Source organism: Paenibacillus thailandensis, assembly GCF_042685365.1.
Taxonomy (GTDB): Bacteria; Bacillota; Bacilli; order Paenibacillales; family Paenibacillaceae; genus Paenibacillus_AP; species Paenibacillus_AP thailandensis.
The window spans coordinates 632,062-650,917 of the sequence record NZ_JBHUMY010000001.1; the positions used below are offsets into that span (position 1 = coordinate 632,062).

At 56.2% G+C, this 18,856-nt stretch carries 16 protein-coding genes; 1 reads left to right on the forward strand and 15 read right to left on the reverse strand.

Annotation, left to right across the window (positions count from 1 at the left end; genetic code table 11):
• The 15 genes from ACFSW5_RS02855 to ACFSW5_RS02925 form a co-directional block, all read right to left on the reverse strand.
• Window positions 1–1,610 (reverse strand): UbiD family decarboxylase (locus ACFSW5_RS02855; protein ID WP_379269835.1); only part of this gene is annotated, 1,610 nt, incomplete at its 3' end.
• 6 nt (window positions 1,611–1,616) lie between these two features.
• Entirely contained in the window at window positions 1,617–2,561 is a 945-nt protein-coding gene (locus ACFSW5_RS02860; RefSeq protein WP_379269546.1) for a COX15/CtaA family protein, read from the reverse strand.
• Window positions 2,562–2,744: 183 nt separating this feature from the next.
• Window positions 2,745–3,098 carry a thioredoxin family protein gene (locus ACFSW5_RS02865; RefSeq protein WP_379269548.1) on the reverse strand — a complete coding sequence of 118 codons (354 nt, stop codon included), beginning with the start codon at window positions 3,096–3,098 and terminating at the stop codon, window positions 2,745–2,747.
• Between the two features lie 35 nt (window positions 3,099–3,133).
• Window positions 3,134–4,717 carry a copper amine oxidase N-terminal domain-containing protein gene (locus tag ACFSW5_RS02870; protein WP_379269550.1) on the reverse strand — a complete coding sequence of 528 codons (1,584 nt, stop codon included), beginning with the start codon at window positions 4,715–4,717 and terminating at the stop codon, window positions 3,134–3,136.
• A 283-nt stretch (window positions 4,718–5,000) separates the two neighbouring features.
• Complete coding sequence (locus ACFSW5_RS02875) at window positions 5,001–6,731, reverse strand: putative polysaccharide biosynthesis protein (RefSeq protein WP_379269552.1); 1,731 nt, start codon at window positions 6,729–6,731, stop codon at window positions 5,001–5,003.
• A 44-nt stretch (window positions 6,732–6,775) separates the two neighbouring features.
• Complete coding sequence (locus ACFSW5_RS02880) at window positions 6,776–7,270, reverse strand: DUF456 domain-containing protein (protein ID WP_379269554.1); 495 nt, start codon at window positions 7,268–7,270, stop codon at window positions 6,776–6,778.
• A 7-nt stretch (window positions 7,271–7,277) separates the two neighbouring features.
• The gene (locus ACFSW5_RS02885) at window positions 7,278–8,030 is read right to left on the reverse strand and encodes a Cof-type HAD-IIB family hydrolase (RefSeq protein WP_379269556.1); all 753 of its coding nucleotides are present in this window, start codon (window positions 8,028–8,030) and stop codon (window positions 7,278–7,280) included.
• A 261-nt stretch (window positions 8,031–8,291) separates the two neighbouring features.
• Window positions 8,292–9,722 (reverse strand): ABC transporter substrate-binding protein, encoded by a 1,431-nt coding sequence (locus ACFSW5_RS02890; RefSeq protein ID WP_379269559.1) that lies wholly within the window; start codon window positions 9,720–9,722, stop codon window positions 8,292–8,294.
• A 207-nt stretch (window positions 9,723–9,929) separates the two neighbouring features.
• Entirely contained in the window at window positions 9,930–10,808 is an 879-nt protein-coding gene (locus ACFSW5_RS02895) for a metal ABC transporter permease (protein WP_379269562.1), read from the reverse strand.
• The gene (locus tag ACFSW5_RS02900; RefSeq protein ID WP_379269564.1) at window positions 10,805–11,749 is read right to left on the reverse strand and encodes a metal ABC transporter permease; all 945 of its coding nucleotides are present in this window, start codon (window positions 11,747–11,749) and stop codon (window positions 10,805–10,807) included. Before ACFSW5_RS02900 ends, ACFSW5_RS02895 begins: the two co-directional genes overlap by 4 nt.
• 4 nt (window positions 11,750–11,753) lie before the next feature.
• Window positions 11,754–12,554: a metal ABC transporter ATP-binding protein gene (locus ACFSW5_RS02905; RefSeq protein WP_379269567.1), complete on the reverse strand. Its 801-nt coding sequence runs from the start codon at window positions 12,552–12,554 to the stop codon at window positions 11,754–11,756.
• Between the two features lie 51 nt (window positions 12,555–12,605).
• Window positions 12,606–13,520 (reverse strand): metal ABC transporter solute-binding protein, Zn/Mn family, encoded by a 915-nt coding sequence (locus ACFSW5_RS02910; protein ID WP_379269837.1) that lies wholly within the window; start codon window positions 13,518–13,520, stop codon window positions 12,606–12,608.
• Between the two features lie 205 nt (window positions 13,521–13,725).
• Window positions 13,726–15,765, reverse strand: a complete 2,040-nt coding sequence (locus tag ACFSW5_RS02915; protein ID WP_379269569.1) for a peptidoglycan D,D-transpeptidase FtsI family protein — start codon at window positions 15,763–15,765, stop codon at window positions 13,726–13,728.
• Between the two features lie 63 nt (window positions 15,766–15,828).
• The gene (locus tag ACFSW5_RS02920; protein WP_379269572.1) at window positions 15,829–16,983 is read right to left on the reverse strand and encodes a transglutaminase domain-containing protein; all 1,155 of its coding nucleotides are present in this window, start codon (window positions 16,981–16,983) and stop codon (window positions 15,829–15,831) included.
• Between the two features lie 30 nt (window positions 16,984–17,013).
• Window positions 17,014–17,463 carry a hypothetical protein gene (locus ACFSW5_RS02925; protein ID WP_379269574.1) on the reverse strand — a complete coding sequence of 150 codons (450 nt, stop codon included), beginning with the start codon at window positions 17,461–17,463 and terminating at the stop codon, window positions 17,014–17,016.
• Between the two features lie 172 nt (window positions 17,464–17,635).
• Between ACFSW5_RS02925 and ACFSW5_RS02930 the strand changes: the two genes are divergently transcribed.
• Entirely contained in the window at window positions 17,636–18,793 is a 1,158-nt protein-coding gene (locus ACFSW5_RS02930; RefSeq protein ID WP_379269576.1) for an MFS transporter, read from the forward strand.
• The last annotated feature ends 63 nt before the right edge of the window (window positions 18,794–18,856 follow it).

The following is an 18,856-nucleotide window of genomic DNA, read 5'->3' on the forward strand; positions in this document are numbered from 1 at the left end:
ATGTCGTCGGCCGGATTAAAGCGCGTGAACACGGTCCACAGGAACGCCGTCTGCGAATGGACGATATCGGCGTCGTCGGCCAAGATGACGAGCGGCCATGCCGTCCCGGCAGCCGACAGCTGCTCCAGCAGCCGCCCGGGCAATCCCGGATCGGCTTCATACGAAGCCCCCTTCACGACCAGACAGCCTTTGCAATACGGCTTCGCGTCCGTAATTCCTTCGAGCCGGCCTTCCTCATAGACGGAGGGCAAGCTGCGGACAGGCTCGCCGACGCCAAGCATGACGGCTTTGCTGCCGTGGTTCAGCTTGCCGCTCGTGTAATCCAGCGTATCGTGCGACGTTTCGTCGAACACGAACAAATCGGTCTCCGGCTTGAACCGCTCCAGCACCGTTTCCATCAGCACGTCGAAGCGGGACAGATCGACCGGCTGGTTGGTCAGCATCAAAAATTTCGTAAGCCGCAGCTGACCTTCCCCAAGAATGCGGAAGGCGGTGGACAACGCTTCCCGGGAATACGCCTCGCGAACGACGGCGGCCGCCAGCGCATGAACGCCCGATTCCGCATAAGCCCACAGCGACTTTACGCCCGGCATCGCCATCGGGAACGCCGGCGCAAGCAGCCGCTGCAAATATTCGCCCAAGTAATAGTCTTCCTGGCGCGGCTTCCCGACGATCGTGGCCGGATAGATCGCATCCTTCCGATGCCATACGTGGCTGACATTAAACACCGGAAAATCATGGACAAGCGAATAATAGCCGAAATGGTCGCCGAAAGGCCCTTCCGGTCTCCGCACATGCGGCTCGACCTTGCCGCTGATGACGAATTCCGCCTCAGCGGGAATGCGATGCCGCCCGTAAGGATCCTGTACGAGAGGCAGCTTGCTTCCGAGAATCAGGGAAGCCATCAGAAGCTCCGGCAAATTTTCGGGAAGCGGCGCTATGGCCGAAGCGATCAATGCCGGGGGACCGCCAAGAAAGACGGACACGGGAAGCGCTTCGTTCCGCTTCTCCGCTTCGTGGTAATGGAAGCCGCCGCCCTTATGTATTTGCCAATGCATGCCGGTTGTCGAATCGTCGAACACCTGCATTCGGTACATACCCAGATTGTGCAGCTTCGGATTATGAGGACTTTCGGTATAAACGAGCGGCAGCGTAACGAACGGCCCGCCGTCCTCCTGCCAGCTCGTAATCGCCGGCAGGCCGGCAAGCGGCCGGTCTTTGCGCGATGCCTGCAAGATCGGCGCCGTAGCGGGAGGCGCTTCCTTCATGCCAACCTTGAGCATGTCCCAGATCAAGCTTCTCTCTCCCCATATAGCTTTGGCGCTTGGCGGAAGGAGCCGGTCCATGACCCCGACGATTTGCTTCATCAGCGCTTCCGGACGCGGCCCGAACGCGAGATCGACCCGCCGGCTCGTGCCGAACATATTCGTCAATACCGGAAATGTGCTTCCTTTCACATTCGTAAACAGCAAGGCCGGGCCTTCCTGCTCAATGATGCGCCTGTGTATTTCCGCCAGTTCCAAATAAGGGTCGACTTGCGCGTCGATAACGACCAAATCTTGCTCTTTTTTTAATACATCAACGAACTCTCGCATGTTGTTAAAACTCAACGTCGACTACCGCCTCTCCCGGAATCTCCATGAACGAATCAATATATCCAATAATAATCCAAACAGGCCCGTAATAATCAAATTGTGCACCAAGCTCGTAAAAATAAACAAGTCTTCGTTCAGCAGGTTGTACGTCATCCATACCCCGCTTAGAATTTGGGCGACCAGCAAAATGACGGACCATGCCGCGGCCCGCGACAAAACGGTGCTGCTTCCTTTCGTAACGCGGCGGATATGAATGTACATGCCGAGAATAAACAATCCGAGCAGCAGCGCAGCCGCGCGGTGCAAAAATACGATGCCCGAAGCGCTTAGGCCGGCATCATTCCACAGCTCCGGAACGACTTGTCCGTTGCAAAGCGGCCAGTCGAGGCAGCCGCCCGACGATTCCGTGTGCCGGATGTAAGCCCCAAGATAAACAACGACATAAGTATAAATCGACAGCAGCAGCATGCGCGGAAAAATCGACGCCGGCAAACGCTCGGGACGATCAAGCTCGCCGTGTTTTTCCCTTCGCGTCCAGACGACATGCAGCATCGTAGCGGCGACGGCAAGAAGCGAAATGCCGAAATGAAACGCCATGACCGTCGGCGAAGTCGGCCAAATAACGGCTGCGGCGCCGAGCAGCGCTTGTACGATCGTAAAGAACAACGCAGCCCCCGCGTAAAGAAGCGGCTCCAAAAACTTGCCGCGGTTGTGCCGGTAATAAATGAAGGTCCAGACAAAAACGGCTACGACGAGCAGCCCTTCGATCCCTGTCACGAAACGATGAGAATATTCGATCATCGATTCCAGCGTATAGGCAGGGACAAACTTGCCGTTGCAAAGCGGCCAATCCGTGCCGCAGCCTTCGCCGGAACCGGTCTTCGTCACCAATGCGCCAGCGAGCAGTACAAGCAGCATTCCGATACACGATGCAAGCGATAATTTGCGGAAACGGCCTGTAACCATGATGTATCACCTTTTTTCTCTTATAATCATCCTTCATTATAGCGATTAATATGGGCAAATACCATGTTCAAAATGTGTCGTGAAGATGGCAGATACGTGACAAAAAAAGCCCGCGGCGCTTCACTTTAAAGCGCACACGGGCTTGTTGGCGATTATGCCGGCTATCGGTACCGCTTCGGGACCTTAACCGTTGTTGTCGGGCAATGCGTTCGCCACTTCGATGGAACGATCGATAAACTGCTCGATTTCTTCTCTCGATTTGCGCAGCTTGTTGACGAACCGGATCACTTCGCGGCCGTTCCGGAAAGCGATAAAGCTCGGAATGCCGAGAATGTTCAATTCGGAGCACAAGTCGGGCAAATCGTCGCGGTCGATATGGTAGAAAGCGACGCGGCCTTCATATTTCCGCTCGACATCGGGCATAAACGGATCGATGAAATGGCAATCCGGGCACCAGGTCGTTTTGAATACGACCATCGACAATTCGTTGGAGCTTATCGCCTCGCGAAATTCAGCTTCTGTCTTCAAGTCCTTCATTATTCTCGCTCAGCCTCCTTCAGGAACTAACGGATTTACAGCTCCCGGCTAATGATCAGCATATCTTTGGAGCCGTCGCCGGAATACGATTCCCACTGCAGCTTAGCGCCAAGTGCCGACGCAAAATCGCGTGCGGGAACATAAAGCATATCGTTTACCGCCGTGACAGGGAACTGCCACTTCGTAGTCTTGCCGTTTACGACGACGGTATCGCTGCCTTTCTTCAATACGATCGTCGTTCCGGTCGCCTCGTCGGTAACCGTGTATTTGTTCGTCGTACCGTCGTACGCCACTTCCGCGCCGAGCTGCTCGGCGGTGTAGCGGAGCGGAATGATCGTGACGTTCTGCGGGGTAACGATCGGCGGCAAGTAATCGTCCGCAAACAGGTAAACCTCCTGCCGGCCGATATGCAGCTTGTTTTTCAGTATATCATAGATCGCCGAATTTTCGTCAAACTGCTGCAGCCATTCGTAGCCTTGGCCCATCATCAATGCGTCAAGCGAAACGGCGTTTTCGGGCGCGGCCGCTTCGTCCGCCTTCACTTCGCCGTTGATGTTCCAGCTTTCCGAGGAGATATTCAGCACAAAGCCGTCCAGCGGGAACATGGAATCGAGAAGCTCTCCTTGCGGTTTAAACGACAATTCGATATTTTGCTTGCGGATATCCAGATTTTTGTCGACGTAAATGTCCGCTTTCAAATACGTATTTTCGTTAAACAGCTCGCCGAGAGAACCTCCGTCTTCCTGCTCCGCCTGCGCCATGCCGTCCCGCACGCTCTCCAGCATCTCGACGACGCTGTCGCCGAACGACTCGATCATTTCATCGTCCGTCGGCGCGTCCAACTCGCTTTCCAGCTCGGAGATGCCCATGCTTTCGAAAATTTCCGGTTGTGCTTTCAAAGCCTCGTAAACGACAGAAATCATTTCGTTTAAGCCTTCGCGGTCATTGATGAGCGCGTCGACGTACGATTTCAGCCAAGCCCAAATTTCAGGCCCGTTCAATTCCGCTTGCGCTTTATAAAGCGACGTGTCGACGCCGTTAATCGGCTCCTTGACGGAAGTGACGCTAAGCTTCTCCGGATTCGGCAAATTGTCGATGGCAAAACCGCCCACCGCCTCGACGATGACGTTGCTAAGCTCGGTCAGCGACTCGTCGGACAACGCTTCGTCTTCGCCGGCCGTTGTGCCGAACAGCGCCGAATCTTCGGTCATGTCCAGCACGAACGGCTGCTTCGCTCCCTCCAGCTCGAGTACGAGCGTCGTATCCGAAACCGCCAGCTTAAAGCCGATGCTCGTATTGTACGATTCGCCGAACAGCAGCTTGCCCGCGACGGAAGCGTGCTCTTCATCCTGGGCTTTCACTTCGCTGAGCTCCAGCTTCGTGTTCGCAAACAATCGGTATAATTCCAATTCTTCTTCCGAATACGTCTCCGAAGCGTTCTCGTTAAGGAGCAGCTTCAGTTCGATCGTCTCTTTGCTTTCCGCGGATTTCACCTTCAACGACTGCTTCAGCACGTTGTTGAAGTCAACCCCGCCGACCGCTTGGCAGCCGGCTAGCAACAGGAGAGCGGCGATCAGCAGCGCCATGTACGGCTTAAACCACTTTCCGATTCTCTTCATTCGAATTCCCCTTCCCAATGCGTCTGTTTAGTAGAGTATGACATGACTATTAAAGTTTATATAATCCTCTCCCGCTTGTAAATCACTGGAATCTAAATCGAAAAAAATCGTTGAAAAAAGCGACCAATAGACTAGTGAAGTTCTCGAAATGCATACATTCGTCCCTTAATCGATAGTCGCAATAGACCGGCATCATTCTCCTTTTTTCTACAAAAACAAACAGACCGGACGTCATTCCGTCCGGTCTGTTAGAACTAAATCGATAGGATATACCGATGCGGGCTTATCCCGTTTCGCCTTGCCCGGAGCGCTGTTTGCGGGTCAAGCGGACAAACACTTTGCGCAGCGGCCCCGGAAACGACTTCGCATCCTCGGCCGTTACGACCCGCAGCAGAACAAGCAATCCGATATACAACAGAACGTTGACGATTCCCGCCAGTGCGAGCGCAAGCAGAAAGGCGAGTTTGTCCGGCCAGCCGGCAAGCAGCGCCCGAATGCCGACATCTACGCCGTATCCGGCTGCCGCGGACAACAAGACGGCGATCAGGTAAGCCGGCCAGCGGCCTCCGAGCACGGTTAGCTTCGTCTCGCGGCGAATATGATTCAAATTCAGCCATGTAATGAAGATAAAACATACCGTCGAAGCCGCAACAAGCCCGTAAATGCCGAACATCGGGGCAAACGCGACGCTAAGCAGTATTTTCATGCCGATGCCGACAAACGTGTTCAACATCGGAGGAAGCGGCTTGCCGAGTCCGAATAAGATGGAGTTGGACGTCATCATCGTAATTTGAAAGATCGTCCCCGCCGTCAACGCCGCCACCACGCCGCTGCCATCCGGACCGCTGAACAGAAAGCCCGTCACGGAATAGGAGGTTACCGTCAGCGCAAGCGCGGCAGGGACGCCCGTAAAGACGACGATGCGCATGACGAGTGACGATTGCCGCTGCACCTCGGACATATTCCGGACGGAATATGCGGCCGAAATGACCGGTATAATCGATTGGCTAAGCGCAATCGCCAGTATCGGCGGGATGCCCGCGATCGATTGCGCTTTGAAATTGAACTGGCCGAGCACGTCCACGGCCGTGCGATAATCGTAAAATGATTCCGTCAAACGGATAAGGAACGACGAGTCGAACAAATAGATAAGCTGTACCGTCATACCGGTCACGACGACCGGAATCGACATCCGGAATATTTCCCGGTAAATATTGCGGAGCCGCAGCCGTTTTGCTCCGGCCGGATGCGCTGCGGCGCCCGCCGATTGAGCCGCAGCCGCCGCTGCGGCGGCTGCTGTCCCGCCGGACGCGGCCGCAGCTCCTGCCGCAACTGCGCCTGCCGCCGCGCTTTGCGCCTCGGTTTTATCTTGGCGGCGCAGCTTGCGCGCAAACCATAACATAACGGCAAAAGCGCCGATGCTGCCGAATACGCTGCCGAACGTAGCGGCCGCAGCCGTCCAGCGGTCTCCCCAGCCCCAAGCGAACACGATAAACGCCAGCGCGACGCCGACGACGACGCGCATAATCTGCTCGACAATTTGCGAAATGCCGCCGGCCGACATCATCTGACGGCCTTGGAAATAACCGCGCATCATCGCAATGACCGGGAACAAGAGCAGAGCCGGGGCAATTGCCCGGATCGACGTTTCCGCTCCCGGCGTCTTTACGATATGTACCGCATAATACGGAGCAAAAATATAAAGCAGCGCCGTCATGATCAAACCGGTCACGATGCCGAACAACAGCGCCGCCTTGTAAATTTGCTGCGCTTCGTCCGGACGCCCAAGCGCGTACCGTTCGGATACCATTTTGCTGATTGCGCTTGGAATGCCGCCCGTCGCAATGACAAGCAGCGTCAAATAAACGGTGTTGGCTACGCCGAAGTAAGCGTCGCCCGCATCTTTCATCAAGTAATCGAGCGGCACGCGCTGGAAGACGCCCAGCACCCGCGCAACGAGGGCAGCCGCGGCCAATATGACCGTGCCTTTAAGCAATGAATCTTTTTTAAGCATACATGATGTCCTTCAATCTTAATTATTTTTGTTTGGCTGCACGATTATCCGATCAGAAGCCAAACGATAAAGATCGCAATCATAACCAGCTGCAGCACGACTTTGACGACGACGCTCGTAAACAGCCCGATAAGCGATCCGAAGCCGACCTTAATCGAATTCTCCATGCTGGATTTGGCGAGCAGCTCGCCGATGACCGCCCCGACGAACGGCCCGACGATAAGCCCGAAGCCCGGAATGACGAACGGCCCGACAATGATGCCGATCGTGCTGCCCCATATCGAAGCCTTGGAGCCGCCGAACCGTTTGACCCCCCACGCGCTTACCGCATAATCGGCCAAGAACAGCACCGCCACGATCAACGTTTGCAGCGTCCAGAACACCCAGCCGAAAGGCTCGAACGAAATCATGAAGCCGTAAACGAAAAAAGCGGCGTAAATCGCCAGCGCCCCGGGCAAAATCGGATACACCGCCCCGGCCATCCCGACAACAAACAGGATAACGACGATAACCCAGCCTGTAATGTCTACCCAAGACATCGGCGCCTCATCCTTTCAGCACATACTTGCGGATCACTTCTGCGACCCCGTGCTCGTTGTTCGTCAGCGTAATCGCGTCCGCCGCTTCCTTCACCGCATCCTGCGCGTTGCCCATCGCAACGCCAAGCCCAGCCTCGCGGATGGCGGCGATGTCGTTCAAGCTGTCGCCCACCGCCACGACCTCGTCCATGCCGATGCCAAGCAAGCCGCACAGCTCGCGGATGGCGGAAGCTTTCGAAACGCCAAGCGGATTCAGCTCCATATTCCAAGGCGAGGAGTTCGTCATTTCGAACGCGCCCCACGCGGCCACTTCCTCCCATATTCGCTTCAGAAGCTTATCGTCCTCCGTATAAAAGCCGAACTTGAGCCAATGGTACGCCTCGTAATCTTCGCCCGCCGCGATCCATTGCTCCTTATTGAAAATTCCTTGCGTCGTGTAAGCCCAGAACCACGGCTCGCCGTAGCCCACGGCAACCTCGTGCAGCCGCCGTACGTAATCCGCCTCCATCAAGGTGCGGCGATGCAGCACATGAGGGCGGCTCCATATCTCCCCGCCGTTCACCGTGATCATCGGCGTCTCCAGCCCGAGCTGCTCCGCATACGGCAGCGCGCTTTGAAAGCCTCTTCCGGTCGAAAAGCTAACCGTTACGCCCGCATCCAGCGCTTTGCGGATCCAGTTCGCATTCTCCTCGCTAATCTCGCTTTGTTCGTTCAAGAGCGTCCCGTCCATATCGAGCGCCACCAGCTTGTAATCTCCCATTTGAACCTCCCAGCTCGTTTGTAACTTAGGTTATTGCCATTTTAGCATATTTCGCTCCTATTCCAAACGAAATGGCTTCTACACTTGTTCCGCCAATAGCGCTTCTCCCATTCGTTAACGTCGCAACACCGGTTTCTGGCGCGAATAATCATTATAAAGTTCGCAACAAAAAAGCTCCGCGGCCAACCTCATAACCGCGAAGCTTTCCTATTGTTTCGGCCGGCCTGCCGACCGGCGCCCTCGATGCGGATACCTTCGGTTTTAACCGCCATTGTTCGGGTCGGGCATAGCCGACGCTTCCTTCTGCTGCTCCTCCAGCAGAGCGGCCTGCGCTTTCTCCTGCAGGCTGGCCAGCGCTTCCGAGACCGACGCTTCTCCGTCCTCCGCCTTCTTCAGCTCCTCCGTAGCAAGCTGGTAGTAACGGGAGAAGAAGTTGTCCGGAAGATCGCCGAAATCTTCATAGAAATTGGACATGCTTGGTTTAAGAGCATACAAAGCGGCCTTGTTCCGTCCTTCGTCGTCCTTGAGCGCCGTCGTGCGCGTGGACAGCTGCCCCGTTACGCCCGACAAGGCGTTTACCCGCGCATACTCGTCGCTTGTTACGTACTTGATAAATTCCCAAGCGGCGCGCGTATTCGGCGACTGGCTGTTGATCGCGAATATTTCGCTGAGCGATATGTTCGTGCCGTATTCCGGATTTTGCGGATTGACCGGCATCGTCACCATTGCCCAATTCTGGACGACCTTGTCCGGCTCGTTCTTGAAATATTCCGCAGCTTCCTCGATCTGGCCCATCATATATAAAGAATCGATCGTCATGGCGAGGCGGCCGGAAATAAACGGATCTTCAAGCAAATAATCCTCATAGGTCCTCGCTTCCGGCATGCTTTCATTCATCCGTTCGAAGTAAAGAGAATTCGACTGAATCGCCGCCAAAGCCTGGTCGTACACTTCCCTCCAGCCGGCCGTGTCGATCGTAACCTGCTGTTTTTCCGGATTAAACATTTTAAGCTCAAGCGTCTGCCCGATACTGCTGCCGAGGTCGTACAGATCCGAATTGTAGCCAGCCTTCAAGCCGTATACCCGCTCCTCGTCCGAGCCGTCGGTCGGGAACCGCTGCGCCAGCTGCAGCAGGTCGGTCCAGCTCATCCGGTCTGTCGGATACGGAACACCATATTCGTCGAACAAGTCTTTATTGTAGAAGACCGCCTGCGAATAAAAAGTCGGCGCCATACCGTACAGCTTGCCCCCGCCGTATTCCTTCAAATAATCGACGAGTCCGGGCAGCAGCGTCTCGGTATCGAACTTGTCCTGCGCCATGACCGGTTCCAGATCGTACAGCTTGCCGTCTTCGGCCATCGTTTTCAGCTTCTCCGCGCTCAGCATCAATATATCGGGCTGCTGCTCCTCGATAAACTTATCCATTTCCGCTTCCATGTCGACGCCTTCCTCGTAGCGGATCGACTGCGTCGATACCACTTCCACCGTAATGTTCGGATGAAGCGCGGAGAACAACATGCCGTATTGGTCGTAAAAGGAACGTTCGTCGTAATACATCACTTTGATCGTCGCTTTCTCGTCTTTCCCCAATTCCTTCAGAACGCCGTCGTCTCCGCCGCCCAAGCCGCAGCCGGCCGTAACGGCCAGCGACAGCATGACCCCGGCCAAACGAACTTGCCATTTGCCTATCAATTCGTTCCACTCCCTCGTCTATTTTGAACCCGTCGAGAAGCAAGAATAAAGCTAGCAACCTATCCTTTTCTTCTTCTAGCAAATTGTACCACATGCTAGAGTCATGTTCCAAATACAACCAGTCCGATAAATCGATAGCAGCAAGGGATGTAAAAAAGGCTTCGCCGTCCATCAAAAACGGCAAAGCCCTGCTCGAAGTTTGGATAGCTATTGCAGCCCTGCCGCCCTGCGGCGGCGAACGGCCGACGTAACAAGCCCCTGCAAAGGAGAAAACAACAACGCCATCACGAAACAGAGAGCGGCGGCGCATACCATGCAGCCTGCGACGGAAGCGTCAAGCGCCACGGCCGCTCCGTAGCCTAGCACCGTGCTGGCGATGCCGACGGCCGCGCTTAACGCGATCATGACGCTCAGCCGGTTCGTCAGCAAATAAGCGGTCGAAGCGGGAATAATAAGCAGCCCGACAACGAGAATGGCCCCTACGCTCTCGAAGGAGCTGACGGTTGCCATCGACACGAGCCCCATCAGCAAATAATGGAACAGCGCAACGGGGATGCCGCATGCGGCGGCCATCGCCGGATCGAAGGCGCAAAGCTTGAATTGTTTATAGAATAAGCCGATAACCGCAACGATAACAAGCAGCGTAGCGCCCAGCTGCCATACCGCTTTCGGCCCCATGTCGACGCCTCCCGGCTCCCATATGTTCCAGTGGACGTAGGCGATTTCGCCGTACAATATCGCGTCCTGATCCAGATGCGTCTGACGCGCGAAGAGGCTTACGAGCACGACCCCGATCGCGAACATGACGGTAAATACGACGCCGATCGAAGCGTCCGGCTGTACGCCTCCCTGCTGCAGCCGCTGAATGAGGAAAGCCGCGAGCAAGCCGCAAGCGAGGGCGGCCGCAAACACCAGCATCGAATCGCGGGAGCCGCTCAGCAGAATGGCGATGACGATGCCCGGCATAACGGAATGGCTGATGGCGTCGCCGATAAGCGTCATTTTGCGCAAGACGAGAAATACGCCCAGTATGCCGCAGCAGCTTGCGACTAGCGCACCCGTTACGATAATCCAAAAGCCGCTCATTGCACAACGCCTCCTTGAGCCCGTTCCACGCCGGTCACGGCGGATTGCTCCCGTAGATTCCGCCTTGCCCGGCTTTGCTGCATCCGTTTCGCAACCATTCCGCGGCGAGGGCCAAAAACATACGACGCCGCAAACAACAGAAACGCCGATAATACCGTCAGCGGTCCCGTCGGTAAATTCGAAACGGAAGAGCTGACGAGCGTCCCCGCCGCCCCGCTCGCCAAGCCGAACAGCCCGGACAACGCTACCATGACGTTAAGCCGGTCCGTCCAGTAACGGGCCGAGACGGCCGGCGTAATAAGCAGAGCCGCCACAAGAACGACGCCGACCGCTTGAACGCCCGCCACGACCGCGATGACCGTCAGGAGCAGAAGGAGCTGCTGCAGGAAAGCGACGGGATAACCGATGCCCCGCGCAAACCCCGGATCGAAGATTACGAGTTTAAACGCTTTGAACAATGCGGCAATAACGGCCGTGAGCAGCAAGGAAACCCCGGTCATCACTTTAACGTCGCTTCCGGTCATGGAAGCGGCCTGGCCGAATATAAATTTGTCGAGCCCGGCCTGATTGCCGTAATCTCCATGCTGGATGAACGTTAGAAGCACGATGCCGAAAGCGAAAAAAGAGGATAACACGATACCCATCGCGGCGTCCTGCTTGATTTTGCTGTAACGGGTTATCCAGCCGATGCCGAGCGTCGCGGCCACGCCGGCAAGCCCCGCTCCGATCAAAAAGACGGGCAAAGACTTGATGCCTGTCAGCATGAACGCGATGCAGATGCCGGGCAGCGCCGCGTGCGCCAGCGTATCGCCGATTAGGCTCTGCTTGCGCAAGAAGGAGAAGCAGCCGATTATTCCGCTGCTTAGTCCAAGAAGCGCGCACCCGACGAATATCCATTGCATGTTCGGATCACGAACCAATGCCTCAAGCGTATTCCACATAAGCTCACCCTTTCGCCAGCGTCAGGCCCGCATATTCATGACGTTCGAGGAAAGCGAGCCTTCCTCCGTACGTGCGCTGCAGCAGCTCCTGCGTAAATACGTCGGAGGTCGGTCCAAAAGCTTGCAATTCCACATTAAGCAGCAGCACGGAATCAAAATATTCCCGTACCGTCGCCAAATCGTGATGCACGACGATAACCGTCTTGCCTTCCCGTTTCAGCTCCTGCAGTAGCGTCATAATCGCCTTCTCCGTAGCCGCATCGACGCCGGCGAACGGCTCATCCATGAAGTAGAGGCTGGCGTCCTGTGCAAGCGCCCGCGCCAGAAACACCCGCTGCTGCTGTCCGCCCGACAGCTGGCTGATTTGTCTGGAAGCGAAGTCGGCTAAGCCGACCTTGTCCAGACATTCCATGGCGATTTTCTTCTCCTTCGCTCCCGGACGCCGGAACAAGCCAAGCCTCCCGTATCTTCCCATCGTTACGACGTCGAGCGCGTTTGTCGGAAAGTCCCAATCGACCGATTCCCGCTGCGGCACGTACCCGACCAGCTTGCGCTGAGCGGCATAAGGCTTGCCGTACACAAGCACCTCGCCTCCCAGCGTCGGAATAAGGCCCAGTGCCGCTTTCATCAAAGTCGATTTGCCGGCCCCGTTTGGCCCGATAATGCCGATCAATTCGCCTTCTTTAACGGTGAAGGAAACATTTTTGAGCACCGTTTTTTTATGATAAGCCGCGCTTAACCCGTTTACGGCGAGGGGGGCAAGCCGATCCGCCTCCGTCCGTTGCGCGCTATTTTGCCTGAACATCGTCTCCACGTCCTTTCCTATCCTGCTGAACGGCCTCATGAGAAGGATTTCTCATTTCAATGCTCTGACGATCGTATCCACGTTATGCTTCACCATGCCGATATACGAGCCTTCCTCCGTGCCTTCTTCTCCCATCGCGTCGGAGAACAGCTCTCCGCCGATCTTGATGTCATGGCCCAGCGACTTCGCCCCTTCGATAACCGCTTCGATCGATTTATGGGGAACGCTCGATTCGATGAATACCGCCTTGATGTTGTTTTCGATCAGAAAATCGCGCAAATCGCTGACGTCCTTCGAGCCGTATTCCGCCATCGTATTCATCCCCTGCAGCCCGCGCACTTCGATGCCGTACGCTTTTCCGAAATAACCGAAGGCGTCATGCGCGGTGACGAGCACCCGGCTTTGTTCCGGAATTGCGGCAATCTGCTCCTTCGCGTAAGCATCGAGCTCCACCAGCTTGTTCAAATACGCTTCCGCGCGCTCTTCATACTTCTCCTTATTTTGCGGATCCTTCTCGATAAGCGCGTCCCGGATCGTTCCCGCCGCGATGCTCCACAGCTTGACGTCAAACCAAATATGCGGGTCATGGGAAATTTCCCCGGCAGCTCCCGGCGCCGTCAGCAGCTCGGATTCGGGAATGCCGGCCGCAACCGCGACCGTAGGCTTCGTCTTCTCCATCTTTTCAAACAGCTCCGCCATTTTGCCTTCCAGATGCAATCCGTTATACAGGACAAGATCGGCACGGTCCAGCTTCTCGATATCGCCCTGCGACGCTTTATACAGATGGGGATCGGTGCCGGCCCCCATCAGCGCCGTCACTTCTACGTCGTCTCCCCCGATCTCCTTCGCCGCGTCGGCAATCATGCCCGTCGTGGCGGTCACAAGCAGCTTGCCGTCCGGGCTGCCTCCGGCATCGGTTCCGCAGGCCGCCAGCGCAGCCGCAGCCGCCAGAAACATAATGGTCATTAAAAACCGTTTAAAAGACGGGCTTAAATGAGTTTTCTTCTTCACCGCGATTCCTCCCTTTTCATGGACTTGTTTCCCTCACGAATCTTATTTTACCTTATGCCTCTTTTTTATTATTATACAAAAAAGTTTCCCGAGAGCAACTTTTATTTTAAAAAAAACCATCATGAGGCGATAAGCCTGCAATGATGGTCTTCCTTTTTGATTATTCCGCCGTGCCTGCGTCCGTGTCCGTATTCGCAGCCGCGTCGGTCGACGTTTGCGTTTGTTTGGCCGGCGTGCCGGTCAGGCCGATTTCCTGATCGTACGCGTCGAATATTTTGCGCGCGACCGGAGCGGCGCTCCAGCCGCCGAAGCCTCCGTCCGGAATGACGACGGCAACGGCCAGCTTCGGGTTCTCTGCGGGAGCGTAGGCGATGAAGACGCCGTTATCCGCGATACGTCCCGCTACCGACTGCTCCGACGTACCGGTTTTCCGGTTGAACGTGTAGCTTACGCCTTCGAAACCTTGCACGTTAACCTGGGACATGCCCGTCTCGATTTCTTTCCAATACGCGTCGGGGAACTCGACTGTGTTCAGTACTTGAGGCGTAAAGCCTTGCACCGTTTCACCGTCCGCGTTCACGACTTTTTCAACGAACTGCGGCTTCATGCGTTTGCCGTGATTGGCAAGCATGGCGGCATATTGCGCAAGCTGCAGCGTCGTATATCGGCCTTGCTGGCCAAACGATGCATACACAAGCGCCGACTGCGGGGAGCCATTTTCGGCCTCGTGGAAATATTCCTTAATGCCGGTGCTTTCGCCGGGAAGACCGCTTTCCGTCGAGACGCCAAGACCGAACTGCTCCATGTAGCTGTCCCACAAATCGACTCCTTTTTTGCCGTCGCGGTCATAAAGCCTGTCGCCGACCATCGCCGCCATAAACGGGTTCGACGACTTGGCTATTGCCTTCGCCGGGTCGAGCAAGCCATATACGTGCCCTTGCGCGTTGCCGACCTTCGTTTGATGGCCTTCCGCGCCGAACCAGAACGCCCCCGTATCGTTAAAGGTGGAGGAGGTCGTAAACAGCTTCTCGTTCAAGCCGATCAGAATCGAAAGCGGCTTCATCGTCGATCCCGGCGGAACCAGCGAGGACGGGTGGCGGTTCCGCTCTTCCTGCGTCGGGTAGTTGGCGTAAACCTGACGAATCGTCCCGTTGGCCATGACCGGCGTTATCTCGTCGTAAGCCTCGGGGCTGATGCCGCCCGACCATATATTCGGGTCATAGTCCGGCATGCTGGCCATGGCGACGACTTTGCCGGTATCGACCTCCATCGCAACCGCGTAACCGGCCTTCGCATATTCGGCCCGCTCCGCCCGGTTGGTCGACGTGCTGATTTTTTTGATCTGGTCCATAATGGCCTGCTCGGTTACGAGCTGCACGTTTTTGTTAATCGTCAAATACAGGTCGTTCCCCTTCTCGGGGTTCGTCACTTCCATCGGGCCGATAATTTGTCCGGCATTGTTGACGGGATAACGCTTCACCCCGTTCGTGCCGCGAAGCACGTCCTGGTACATCAGCTCCAGGCCGTCGACGCCGACGTCCTCTTCATCCAAATACTGCAGCCTCGGATCGTCTTCTTCTCCTTTGGCCTTGTACGTTTCCATCGATTCTCGGACGCCTTTGAATTTTTTCAAATAGCCGACGAGCTGCACGGCAACGGTGTCCTCGCTGTAGTTGCGGACGCTTTCCTCTACAATGTCGATGCCGGGAAATTGGGCGCGGTTTTCCATGAAATACGCAATTTCCTCTTTCGTCAGCCCGGTTTTGATCCGGCGCGGCACCGAAATATAGTTGACCCGATAATTAAGGTCCATCCGCTCAATAATTTCGTCAACTGTCATTGCATTCGCGGGATCGCCGTATTTGTCGAACACCTCGGCAAGGCTTTTTGCAATTTTCTCCGAATCGGACGTTTTGAAATCCGGCGAAATCGTAAAGTAAAGCGACTGCGTCGAAGTCGAATACGCGATGGCCGAGCCGGTCGAGTCGTAAATATTGCCGCGAATCGGAGCGATCTTTACGCTCCGCGTGCTCTTCTCGCTGCCAGCCGCGCTGAGCGTCGGTCCTTCGACGAACTGGAGTATGGCAAGCCGGACGATAAGAATGCTGAAAAGCGCAAAAACAGCAAAGAAAAATAAGTTCAAACGAAATGAAAAATGCCGCCGGTTAACGATTTCGCGTTTTTGCGGATCGTCGTTCATGGAATCTTGTCACCTCTTCGTTCCAAATAATAGCGTTACCCCAATGGAGCTTTAACTGCTCGTTTATACTTCCCGAATATGCGTTTCTTCGAAGCGGGGAGCGTCAAACCAGTCGCCCGACGATGCCCACGTCGCGTCCAGCGGCGTCCATTCCCCGTCCAGCTTCACTTCGTTCCAGGCATGCGGGCCGTAGCCGCCGTTCCCGTCCGCCCCGAGTCCGGTTACGACCCGGACCGTGAGGCCGGCGGAACGGGCCATCATCGCATAAAGCCTCGCATAATCGATGCAGACGCCGGTTCGCATCTCATACGTCTCCTGCGGCGTCTGTTCTTTCCATTCGCCCAGTTGGACGTAACGGTCGGCTTTCTCCCAATCGTACGAAATGCGCGAGCCTACCCAATCGTATAACGCGCGCGCCTTCTCCCGATCGGTCTCGGCGTCTGCCGTAATTTGAAGCGCCGCCCCTTCGATATCGGCCGGTATGTTGTAATCGATAATTTCGTATTTGCGGTCGAGCACCTTGTACAGTTCGTCCTGCACGGCCTTGGCCAGCACCGGGCCTTGACCGGCGATCGCCTTGCCTGCCGCCGGCTCGAGCCAGGAGGCGGTTTGCCTGTATAGCGGCGACGCCGCAATCCGGTCGGCGAACGGTCCGGACGGAAGCAACGATACATAGACGAACAGCAGCGCCATAAATACAAACGCCCGTCCCGCGCCGTGCAACGCTCCGATCAATGCGCCCGCAACTCGGCTAGCGGCGCGCCCGCCCGGAAACGGCAACGCTTCGGAAGCCCCGCGGCTGCCGCCCTCCTCCCGCCGGAAGAGCAGCGGGCGAACGAGCGGCTCGAGCAACACGTTCGCCGCAAGCCGCAGCAGCAAATAGGCGAGCAGGAACAAAGCGCCGAACCGGAGCAAGGCAAAGTCCCGGACGCTGGTCAGCATCGTATACCACACCTGCTCCAGGGAACCGAGCTCCCGGTCCGGAACGGTCACCCGCTTCGCGAGCCAGTCCGCCGCGGCGGGCGACAGCCATTCCGCCAGCTTGCCTGCAAGCACGAGGCAAACGACCAGCATAACGGCGTCCCATATAAAAAAGAAAAAGCGCCTCGCGGATCCCGACGCGCCCCTTCCAATTCCTTGCATAAGCGAGCCAATCAGAAGAAGGAGCACGATAACGGATACAGGCTCGAGACGGTTAAGCGCCGCAACCCCATCCATTATGAAATCCCTCCTATATATCGCGGCAGCTTAGCTGTTCCGCTTGGCTTGATCGATCAGCTCCTGGATCGTATCCGAAATTTTCCATGTGCCGAGAGGCGTGCCCCGGAACGACACCGTTACTTCGCCGCTGTCCGGTTTCCCGGTCAGCTCCACCGTATCGGTCGATACGGTAAACGTTCCGTCGCCGTTCTCGGTATACGTGGCGCTTCCCATTTCTCCCGCCATCGCGCTGATGGCTTCCTGCCTCACGCTGTCTGTCACTTTCGTGCCGATCGCCTTCAAATCTTCCATGCTGTAGCCGCTATAGAGCACGACGCCGATTACGATAACGGCGACGATCGCCCACTTCACGACCGTCTTCACGATTCGCACGATCAGCAGCAGCACGACCAGCGCGACAAGCAAAATGAGCCAATGCTCCTTGAAGAACATGGTCCACGTATTCCAATCATATTCGGTGAAATTCAAAAAATCCAACGCCAATCCCCTCCATTATATCGCACCCTAGCATCTATTACAAAACATTATACCCGAGCGCGGAGCCGGGGTAAACGCCGGCGAAAGCGAAGCGCCTGGGGCAGTCATATCTTGTCCTGCCGGGACGTACAAGTAGTCTATACGGCAATCCTTAAACCGGGAGGTGCGGACCGTGAAAACGGCCATTTGGCTTTATTTGTTTTTGTTTGTCGCGTTCTTCGATCTTCATGCCCAATACCCGATTCTAACGCCTTTCGCCGTATCCCTCGGAGCGGCTCCTTCGTTTATCGGCTTAATGATGGGCATGTACTCCATTACCCATCTTCCCGGCAATATTGCCGCCGGATACGGCGTCGACCGGTACGGCAGCCGGCTCTTCATCGTGCTGAGCCTTTTATTTGCCGGCGTCGTGCTCTTGTTCCAGTCGAACGTAACCGACCCGTGGCAGCTGCTTGTCCTCCGTTCGATCAGCGGTTTCGTCCTCGCCTTCCTGTCGCCGGCATGCCTGGCGCTGCTCGCGCGCATGACCGCAAACATTACGGAGCAAGGCAAGCTGATGGCCGGCAACGGCCTTGTCCATACGCTGGCCTCCGTCGTTTCGCCTGCCGCCGGCGCTTATCTGGTCGCGAAAATCGGCTTTACGACGGCGTTTTATTTGCTGGGATGGATCTTGATCGGCACCGCCCTTCTGGCCTTGCTTTTTATCCGCGACATTCCGGCCCAATCCCCGGCCTCCCCCGCGGCAGCCGTTCTCCCGGGTCCGCCAAGCGGAAGCGCCGGCATTCCTTGGCTCGTTTACGTATTGCCGATCGCGACCAGCTGCGCTCAAGGCATATTGTCGTTCGAACTGCCGCTTATGAACTCCGGCACGGAAGGAATCATGACGACCGGCCTGCTGTTCTCCGTCGTCAGCATTGGAGCGCTCGTAACGCTCAGCATGCTGTTTCTGAACCGGCTCTCCCCCTTTATCCGGACGCTTTGGGGAGCGCTGCTGCTTGCCGTCGTCTATTTCGGCATTGCCGCCGGGCTGCCGGTTCCGCTCATGGTCATGCTGCTCTTTCTCGGCATGGCCAAAGGCGTCGTCCTGCCGGCCATCCCGACGCTGCTCATCGAGCTGAGCGGCGGCACGAAATACGGCCGGACGTTTTCGATCTTGTCCATCGCCTATTCCGTCGGCGCATTCCTCGGCCCGATGCTTGCCGGGCAATTGCGCGAGTATGTATCTCCTTACTATATCGCCTTTCTGGTATTGATGGCCGCCGTTTCGATTCTGCCGTTTCACAGAAGAGGGCCATACCGGTCAAGTACCCATTTTTCCCGGACTGGGTAGATGCACAAGGCATTCGTCACTCCGGTACATATGATACATTGTGTCAAGCAGCCGCGAGGAACA

Bases quoted from the DNA above. Each gene is read 5' to 3' on its own strand.
- ACFSW5_RS02860 (WP_379269546.1), bottom strand. From the start codon at position 2,561: ATGGTTACAGGCCGTTTCCGCAAATTATCGCTTGCATCGTGTATCGGA.
- ACFSW5_RS02865 (WP_379269548.1), bottom strand. From the start codon at position 3,098: ATGAAGGACTTGAAGACAGAAGCTGAATTTCGCGAGGCGATAAGCTCC.
- ACFSW5_RS02870 (WP_379269550.1), bottom strand. From the start codon at position 4,717: ATGAAGAGAATCGGAAAGTGGTTTAAGCCGTACATGGCGCTGCTGATC.
- ACFSW5_RS02875 (WP_379269552.1), bottom strand. From the start codon at position 6,731: ATGCTTAAAAAAGATTCATTGCTTAAAGGCACGGTCATATTGGCCGCG.
- ACFSW5_RS02880 (WP_379269554.1), bottom strand. From the start codon at position 7,270: ATGTCTTGGGTAGACATTACAGGCTGGGTTATCGTCGTTATCCTGTTT.
- ACFSW5_RS02885 (WP_379269556.1), bottom strand. From the start codon at position 8,030: ATGGGAGATTACAAGCTGGTGGCGCTCGATATGGACGGGACGCTCTTG.
- ACFSW5_RS02895 (WP_379269562.1), bottom strand. From the start codon at position 10,808: ATGAGCGGCTTTTGGATTATCGTAACGGGTGCGCTAGTCGCAAGCTGC.
- ACFSW5_RS02900 (WP_379269564.1), bottom strand. From the start codon at position 11,749: ATGTGGAATACGCTTGAGGCATTGGTTCGTGATCCGAACATGCAATGG.
- ACFSW5_RS02905 (WP_379269567.1), bottom strand. From the start codon at position 12,554: ATGTTCAGGCAAAATAGCGCGCAACGGACGGAGGCGGATCGGCTTGCC.
- ACFSW5_RS02910 (WP_379269837.1), bottom strand. From the start codon at position 13,520: ATGACCATTATGTTTCTGGCGGCTGCGGCTGCGCTGGCGGCCTGCGGA.
- ACFSW5_RS02915 (WP_379269569.1), bottom strand. From the start codon at position 15,765: ATGAACGACGATCCGCAAAAACGCGAAATCGTTAACCGGCGGCATTTT.
- ACFSW5_RS02920 (WP_379269572.1), bottom strand. From the start codon at position 16,983: ATGGATGGGGTTGCGGCGCTTAACCGTCTCGAGCCTGTATCCGTTATC.